The organism is Archangium sp., assembly GCF_036277355.1.
In the GTDB taxonomy this organism is placed as follows: domain Bacteria; phylum Myxococcota; class Myxococcia; order Myxococcales; family Myxococcaceae; genus Archangium.
This window is the reverse complement of the sequence record NZ_DASUNC010000046.1, coordinates 268,067-274,609: the sequence shown is the minus strand read 5'-3', so window position 1 is coordinate 274,609 and position 6,543 is coordinate 268,067. Positions and strand designations below refer to the sequence as shown.

Here is a 6,543-nt window from a genome sequence, read left to right as displayed (position 1 = left end):
TACAGGCAGTCCTGGAAGCCCATCACGCCCAGGCCCACCGGGCGGTGGCGCAGGTTGGAGTCGCGCGCCTTCTTGACGGCGTAGTAGTTGATGTCGACGACGTTGTCGAGCATGCGCATCGCCGTCGCCACCGTCATCTTCAGCTTGACCTGGTCGATGCCGCCGTCCAACAGGTGCTGCGCCAGGTTGACGCTGCCCAGGTTGCAGACGGCGATCTCGGTGTCGGACGTATTCAGCGTGATCTCGGTGCCCAGGTTGGACGAGTGCACGACGCCGACATGCTGCTGCGGGCTGCGCACGTTGCAGGCGTCCTTGAAGGTCACCCAGGGGTGGCCGGTCTCGAACAGCATCGTCAGCATCTTGCGCCACAGGTCCTTCGCCGCCACGCGCTTGAAGAGCTTGAGCTCGCCGCGGTCGACCTTGGCTTCGTAGGCGGTGTAGGCGGCCTCGAAGTCCTTGCCGAACTTGTCGTGCAGGTCGGGGCAGGTGGACGGCGAGAACAAGGTCCAGGGGCCGCCCTCCATCACGCGGCGCATGAAGAGGTCGGGGATCCAGTTGGCGGTATTCATGTCGTGCGTGCGCCGGCGGTCGTCACCGGTGTTCTTGCGCAGCTCGAGAAATTCCTCGATGTCGAGGTGCCAGCTCTCCAGGTAGGCGCACACCGCCCCCTTGCGCTTGCCGCCCTGGTTGACGGCCACCGCGGTGTCGTTGACCACCTTCAGGAACGGCACCACGCCCTGGCTCTTGCCGTTGGTGCCCTTGATGTAGCTGCCCAGGGCGCGCACGCGCGTCCAGTCGTTGCCCAGGCCGCCGGCAAACTTGGACAGCAGCGCGTTTTCCTTCAGCGCCTCGTAGATGCCGTCGAGGTCGTCGGCCACCGTGGTCAGGTAGCAGCTTGAGAGCTGGCTGCGCCGCGTGCCGCTGTTGAAAAGTGTCGGCGTGCTGGACATGAAGTCGAAGGTCGACAGCACGTCGTAGAACTCGATCGCCCGCGCCTCGCGGTCGATCTCGCCCAGCGCCAGGCCCATCGCGACGCGCATGAAGAAGGCCTGCGGCATCTCGATGCGGGCCTCGTCGACATGCAGGAAATAGCGGTCGTACAGGGTCTGCAAGCCGAGGTAGTCGAACTGCAGATCGCGCTCGGCCTTCAGCGCCGCGCCCAGGCGGGCGAGGTCGAACTGCGCCAGCTTGTCGTCCAGCAGTTCGGCGGCGATGCCCTTCTTGATGAACTGCGGGAAGTAGTCGGCGTACTGCGCCTGCATCCCGGCCTGCGACACTTCGGCGCCCAGGATCTCGCGGCGGATGGTGTGCAGCAGCAGCCGCGCGGTGGCGCGGCTGTAGCCCGGGTCCTTCTCGATCAGCGTGCGCGCGGCCAGGATCGCGGCCTTGTAGACCTCGTCCATCGGCACACCGTCGTACAGGTTGCGGCGCGTCTCGGCCATGATGGGCTCGGCCTGCACGTCGGCACCCAGGCCCTCGCAGGCCGATGCGACCAGCGCCTTCAGCGCGCCCATGTCCAGCGGCACGCGCTGGCCGCCGTCGGTGACGAACAGTTCGGTCGCCCGCGCCGGCGCCGCGGTGACCTGCTGGCGCGCGCGTTCCTGCGCGCGGCGCTCGCGGTACAGCACGTAGGCGCGCGCCACCTCGTGGTGGCCACCGCGCATCAGGCCCAGCTCGACATGGTCCTGCACGTCCTCGATGTGGAAGGTGCCGCCACCCGGGCGCGAGCGCAGCAGCGCTCGCACCACGGCCTCCGTCAGCCGCTCGACCGTCTCGCGCACGCTGGCGGAAGCCGCACCCTGGGTACCGTGCACGGCCAGAAAGGCCTTCATCAGGGCCACCGCGATCTTGTTCGGTTCGAACGAGACCACGGCGCCATTGCGGCGGATGATCTGGTAACCCGCGTAGGCATGGGCCACCGGCGCCGCGGTGGCGGCAGCGTGGCGAACAGGCGCGGCGGCCTCGGCAACGGACGGCAGGATGCTTGGCATCGAATCCCCTTGTGGACGGTCAACGAGGCACGAGCCGCGCGTGAGCGACGGGCCCTGGCCTTCTTATCGGAAGCGCAACAGAAAGCCCGCCACCAGCCAGAGGCGGAAGCAGGCATCGACGGACAACGATTTCGGCGCAGCCCCTTCGACCGCAGGACCGCATGCTGCGCGGTCACGGCATGGGCGATCGGATGATTCGCAGCATGGCTTCATGGGAATCGGGGCCGCCTCGCCGAGGTCGAGAGAATAGCACGAGGCGACACTATATCTGGGGGTGCCGACCCCCACAAGACACTAGCGGTAGTGCCTCGTCGGGGGCTTCCCTGATGGCGATGACGGGCTTCGACCGTCCCCTGCGGGCCGCCCCGGGTGCGCGGCCGCCTGGCGCGCGGCCGCGCTGCGCACGAGCCTGCCACGATGCGGCCGCGCAGGCGAAATCGCCCTGCCGGCCGCGCCGCTTCAGGGCATGGCGCCCAGGCGCGGCCACACGCGCACCCGCGAGCCCCCGAGTGCGCGTGCAACCCGCACCCACTCGAAGCCCGCACCCGGGTCGCGCTTGCGACCGGGCGCCACGTGCTCGTGTCCGACGACCTCGTCGATCGGATGACGGCTGACGACGGCCTGCAACAGACGCCGCAGCGCGCGGTACTGGGCGGCAGCGAAGGTCCGGCCTTCGAGGCCTTCGATCTCGATGCCGATCGACCAGTCGTTGCAATTGGCGCGCCCGCGCCAGCAGGACACGCCGGCGTGCCAGGCGCGTTCGTGCGTGGCCACGAACTGCACGACCTCGCCGCTGCGCCGCACGAAGAAATGCGCCGACACCCGCAGGCCACGCAGGCCGTCGAAGGAGGCGTGGCGATCGACATCCAGCGCGTTGAGGAACAGGCGCTCGACGGCGTCGCCATGCAGCACGCCCGGTGGCAGGCTGATCGAATGCAGCACGACCAGGCTGGGCCGCTCACCCGCCGGCCGCGACCCGGCATTCGGCGATGGCGCGTGGCGCGCGCCGGACCACCAGCCTTCGCGCCAGCCGGGCTCGAGGCGGCGCGCCCTCATGCCTGGATCGACCCAGCCTCAGTCACCATCGCCGCGACCGTCGGCCGGTCCGTCGCTGCTGCCGATGCCCAGCCTGGCCATGCGGTAGCGCATCTGGCGCAGCGACAGGCCCAGGCTGGCGCCGGCGGCGGTGCGGTTGTAGCGGTGTCGTTCGAGGGCGCGTTCGAGGATTTCGCGCTCGACCTCGTCGAGGTAGGTCGCCAGATCGCCGGGCAGCGGCGCCGCCCCCGCCGGCGCCGCTGCGTGCGTTGCCACGGCCTCCGGCGATGCGGCCGCAGGCTCGGGCTCGACGTCGACCAGCGCGGCGTCGGGCAGGCCCAGGTCCTCGCGCTCGATGCGGGCGCCGCCGGCCAGCGCCAGTGCACGGTGCAGCAGGTTTTCGAGCTCGCGCACGTTGCCGGGGAAGCTGTAGCGGCGCAGCTGCGCCAGCGCGCCGGCAGTCAGCTCGGGTGGCGGCGAGACACCGGCATCGCCGGCGATGCGCTCGACCACCGTGGCGCAGATGTCGGGCAGGTCGACCAGGCGGTCGCGCAGCGGCGGCACCGGAATCTGGATGACGTTGAGGCGGTAGTACAGGTCCTGGCGGAAGCGGCTGGCCGCCACTTCGGCCGCCAGGTCCTTGTGTGTGGCGCTGACGATGCGCACGTTGACCGGCAGCTCCGCCGTGCTGCCCAGCGGGCGCACGGCGCGCTCCTGGATCACGCGCAGCAGCTTGCTCTGCATGGCCAGCGGCAGCTCGCCGATCTCGTCCAGAAACAGCGTGCCGCCGTGGGCGGCCTGGAAGAAGCCCTCGCGGTCTTCGGTGGCGCCGGTGAAGGCGCCCTTGCGGTAGCCGAAAAATTCAGCCTCGAGCAGCGCCTCGGGGATGGCACCGCAATTGACGGCCACGAAGGCCTGCCCGGCGCGCGGCGACACCTCGTGGATGGCACGCGCGACCAGTTCCTTGCCGGTGCCCGACTCGCCCTGCACCAGCACCGGCGCCATGCTGCGCGCCACCTTCTCGATCATCGAGCGCACCTGCTGAATGGCCGGCGACCCGCCGACCAGCCGCCGCAGCGCGGCCGGGCCGCTGGCAAGGGCTTCGGATGCCGGCGCGCGCAGGCTGCGCCATTCGCCGCCGCGCTCGCGCGGCGGCAGGCCCTGGTGTTCGGCCACCGGCACCGGCGCGCGGCCCAGCGCCGTGGCCACCACCGAGCGGAACTGGCGCAGGTCGACCGGCTTGGTGAGGTAGTCGTAGGCGCCGGCCTTCAGCGCCTCGACCGCATTCTCGGCCGAACCGTAGGCGGTGATGACAATCCCCTTCTCGCGCCGTCCGCTCTCGTCCATGCGGCGCAGCAGGTCCAGGCCGGTGCCGTCGGGCAGGCGCATGTCGGTGATGACGACGGCGAAGCGCTGGCGCTGCAGCGCCGCCCAGGCTTCCTCGACCGAGCCGGCGCTCTCGACGTCGAAGCCTTCACGCACCAGTGTCAGTTCATAGAGCGTGCGCAGATCGGGCTCGTCGTCGACGACGAGCAGGCGTTGCGGGGCAGTTTGGTTCACGGCACGAGACCCAGGGTGGCATTGGCCGGTCCGGGCGCAGCGCGCTGCATCAGTACGCGGAATTCGTTGCGCAGCCGCGCAGCGCCCGGCCGGGCGCGGTATTCGATGCTGGCGCCATAGCGCTCGCACAGCTCGCGGCAAATGTACAGGCCGAGCCCGGTGCCGCGGCTGCGGGTCGAGAAGAAGGGCTCGAACAGGTGGCGCTCGACCTCGGGCGGGATCGGCGGGCTGTCGCTGGCCACGGTGAGCTGGGCGCGAAGCTCGTCCACCGCCGCCAGGCGCAGGAAGATCGCGCCCGGCACCCCGCTGGCGTGCCGGTGCGCGTTGTCCAGCAGGTTGACGAGCACGCGGCGCAGGTGTTCGGGGTCGAAGCTCACGCCCAGGGGCTGCGTCGGCAGGTCGACGTGCAAGCGGCTGTCCGCGCCGAGCGGCAGGTCGACGGTATGCGCCCACTCGGCGGCGGCGGCAGCCACCGCGGCGGCGGCGTCGATCACGCGCACCACCGGCGGCGCCCCCGGGGCCACCTCCATCACATCGTCGACCAGGCGCTTCAGGCGCTCGACGTTGTCGGCCACGATGCGCGCCAGCCGCTGCTGCGTGGCGCCGAGCTCGTCTTCCAGCAGCAGCGCATTGGCCTGCGAAATGGCGGCCAGCGGGTTGCGGATCTCGTGCGCGATGCCGGCCGAGACGCGCCCCATCGCGGCCAGCTTCTCCTGCCGCAGCCGCGCCTCGGCGGTGCGCACGTCCTCCAGCAGCAGCACGCAGAACGGCTCGCCGGCGCGCTGGTCGATGTCGCGCCGGCGCATGAAGCGGATGCGCACGCGCAGCGTGCGGCGGTGGCCGCTGTCGAAGGCGAGCGCGATGTCGCGCCCGGCCTCGGGCCAGGTGCGGGAATCGGCCAGCGCGGCCTCCACCGCCTGCGACAGCGGCAGCCAGGCCTGGCGCGACGGCAACGGGAACGGCGCCGTCGGCGCCAGGCCCTGCTCGGCAAGCAGCTCGCGCGCCGCCGGATTGGCCGCACGCACGCGCAGCCGATGGTCGACCACCAGCACGCCGTCGACCATCTCCTCGATCACCAGGCGGTTGAGCTGCGCCTGCTGGCGTGCCAGTTCCAGGCTGCCGCGCGCGGCCAGCTCCTCACGCGCCAGGCGCCCGGCCAGTTCGCCCGACAGCAGCGTGATGACGAACAGCCCCAGCCCCGCGAGGCCGGCCTGCATCATCAGCGGATTGAGGTCGCCGCCCAGTTGAGCGCTGCGCCAGGCCATGAAGAGCAGCATCAGCGTCACGCCGGCGGCCGTGGCCAGCGCCAGCAGGCGGCTGGTCAACACACCGGCCATCAGCACCGGCAGCACCAGCAGGGCCGCGAAGTTGAAGCTCGAGCCCGGCTCCAGCATGTGCAGCCCGGCAAAGACGACCAGGTCGACCCCGATCGTCGCCAGCCACTGCAGCCGGCGCTGGCTGCGCTTGGACTGCGGTGCACTCAGCGGCTGGTAGCGCGGCAGCAGCCAGAAGGTGATGGCCTGCACGGCGTAGGCCAGGCACAGCAGCGCCGACGCCAGCGCCGGTCGCGAGCCCAGCAGGCCGCTGGCCGCCTGCACGGCCACCAGCACCAGGCCGACCACCGCGCGCGCGGCGGCATAGGTGCGATAGACGCGCGCCAGCGCGGTGTCCTGCGCCGTCGCCACGCGCCGCGCCTCGCGGGTGATGAAGTGGCTGTCGGCCGCTTCTTCGCCGGCGGCCAGCCAGCCGGGGTCGAAGAAGGACTCGCGGGCGTCGGCGTGGCGATCGCCGTCGACACCGACGGCGCCGAACCACGACTCGTCGGGCAGGGGCGCACGCGTGCCGCGGCGGTCGGACCTGCGCCGATCGCCGACGCGACGGTCACCGCTGCGCCGGTCGCCGCCGGCAGTCGACGCCGCCGGTGCAGGGCCGGTGCCGGGCTCGTCCACGGTACGGT

At 71.3% G+C, this 6,543-nt stretch carries 4 protein-coding genes; all 4 read right to left on the bottom strand.

Annotated features, from left to right (window positions below; genetic code table 11):
• Positions 1-1,991 (bottom strand): ribonucleoside-diphosphate reductase subunit alpha (locus VFZ09_RS12560; RefSeq protein ID WP_329727768.1); only part of this gene is annotated, 1,991 nt, incomplete at its 3' end.
• A 459-nt stretch (positions 1,992-2,450) separates the two neighbouring features.
• On the bottom strand, positions 2,451-3,047 hold the full coding sequence (ampD, locus tag VFZ09_RS12555; RefSeq protein ID WP_329727767.1) for a 1,6-anhydro-N-acetylmuramyl-L-alanine amidase AmpD: 597 nt from the start codon (positions 3,045-3,047) through the stop codon (positions 2,451-2,453).
• Between the two features lie 18 nt (positions 3,048-3,065).
• Positions 3,066-4,586, bottom strand: a complete 1,521-nt coding sequence (locus VFZ09_RS12550) for a sigma-54 dependent transcriptional regulator (RefSeq protein WP_329727766.1) — start codon at positions 4,584-4,586, stop codon at positions 3,066-3,068.
• Positions 4,583-6,535, bottom strand: a complete 1,953-nt coding sequence (locus VFZ09_RS12545) for a sensor histidine kinase (protein WP_329727765.1) — start codon at positions 6,533-6,535, stop codon at positions 4,583-4,585. The genes VFZ09_RS12550 and VFZ09_RS12545 overlap by 4 nt, the downstream gene beginning before the upstream one ends.
• Positions 6,536-6,543: the final 8 nt, after the last annotated feature.

Bases quoted from the DNA above. Each gene is read 5' to 3' on its own strand.
- ampD (WP_329727767.1), bottom strand. From the start codon at position 3,047: ATGAGGGCGCGCCGCCTCGAGCCCGGCTGGCGCGAAGGCTGGTGGTCC.